Here is a 1,161-nt window from a genome sequence, read left to right on the forward strand (position 1 = left end):
GCAGCGGATAGCCTGCAAACAGACTTGCGAACGGGCTTGTGATCAGGAAGGGGGCGGTGTGCGCGTACTGGGGGTGGACCCAGGGCTGACCCGGTGCGGTGTCGGCGTCGTCGAGGGCGTCGCCGGCCGGCCCCTGACCATGCTCGGGGTCGGCGTCGTCCGTACCGCCGCGGACGACGACATCGGCATGCGGCTCGTCGGCATCGAGCGCGGCATAGAGGAGTGGATCGACCGCTTCTCGCCCGAACTCGTCGCCGTGGAGCGGGTGTTCAGCCAGCACAACGTCCGTACGGTGATGGGCACGGCCCAGGCCAGCGCGGTCGCCATGCTCTGCGCCTCCCGGCGCGGCATCCCCGTCGCCCTGCACACCCCCAGCGAGGTCAAGGCCGCCGTCACCGGCAGCGGTCGCGCCGACAAGGCCCAGGTCGGGGCCATGGTGACCCGGATCCTCCGGCTCTCCGCCCCGCCCAAGCCCGCCGACGCCGCCGACGCCCTCGCCCTCGCCATCTGCCACATCTGGCGGGCCCCCGCCCAGAACCGCCTGCAGCAGGCCGTCGCCCAGAACCGTCTCCAGCAGGCCGTCGCCCAGCACACCTCCGCAGTGAAAGGCCGTACCCGATGATCGCCTTCGTGAGCGGCCCGGTCGCCGCCCTCGCCCCCACGACCGCCGTCGTCGAGGTCGGGGGCGTCGGCATGGCCGTCCAGTGCACCCCGAACACCATCGCCGGCCTGCGCCTCGGTGAGCACGCCCGGCTCGCCACCTCCCTCGTCGTCCGCGAGGACTCCCTCACCCTGTACGGCTTCGCCGACGACGACGAGCGGCAGGTCTTCGAGCTCCTCCAGACCGCCAGCGGCGTCGGCCCCCGCCTCGCCCAGGCCATGCTCGGGGTGCACAGCCCCGACGCGCTGCGCCTCGCCGTCTCCACCGGCGACGAGAAGGCCCTCACCGCCGTCCCCGGCATCGGCAAGAAGGGCGCCCAGAAACTCCTCCTCGAACTGAAGGACAAGCTCGGCGCCCCGCTGGGCAGCAGCGGACTCGTCGGCGCGCAGCGCGCCGCCGCCTCCGGCCCCGCGCCGTGGACCGAGCAGCTCTCCGCCGCCCTGATCGGCCTCGGCTACGCGAGCCGCGAGGCCGAGGAGGCGGTGGCGGCGGTGACGCCG

At 73.8% G+C, this 1,161-nt stretch carries 2 protein-coding genes; both read left to right on the forward strand.

Going from position 1 to position 1,161, the window contains the following annotated elements; translation table 11 throughout:
• Window positions 1-58 precede the first annotated feature (58 nt).
• Window positions 59-622: a crossover junction endodeoxyribonuclease RuvC gene (ruvC, locus tag CCN56_RS40105; RefSeq protein ID WP_086832488.1), complete on the forward strand. Its 564-nt coding sequence runs from the start codon at window positions 59-61 to the stop codon at window positions 620-622.
• On the forward strand, window positions 619-1,161 hold a 543-nt coding region (gene ruvA, locus CCN56_RS40110), incomplete at its 3' end, for a Holliday junction branch migration protein RuvA (RefSeq protein ID WP_086832489.1). The genes ruvC and ruvA, both read left to right, overlap by 4 nt.

Source organism: Streptomyces sp. NRRL B-24572 (genome assembly GCF_002156145.1).
GTDB classification, from domain to species: domain Bacteria; phylum Actinomycetota; class Actinomycetes; order Streptomycetales; family Streptomycetaceae; genus Streptomyces; species Streptomyces vietnamensis.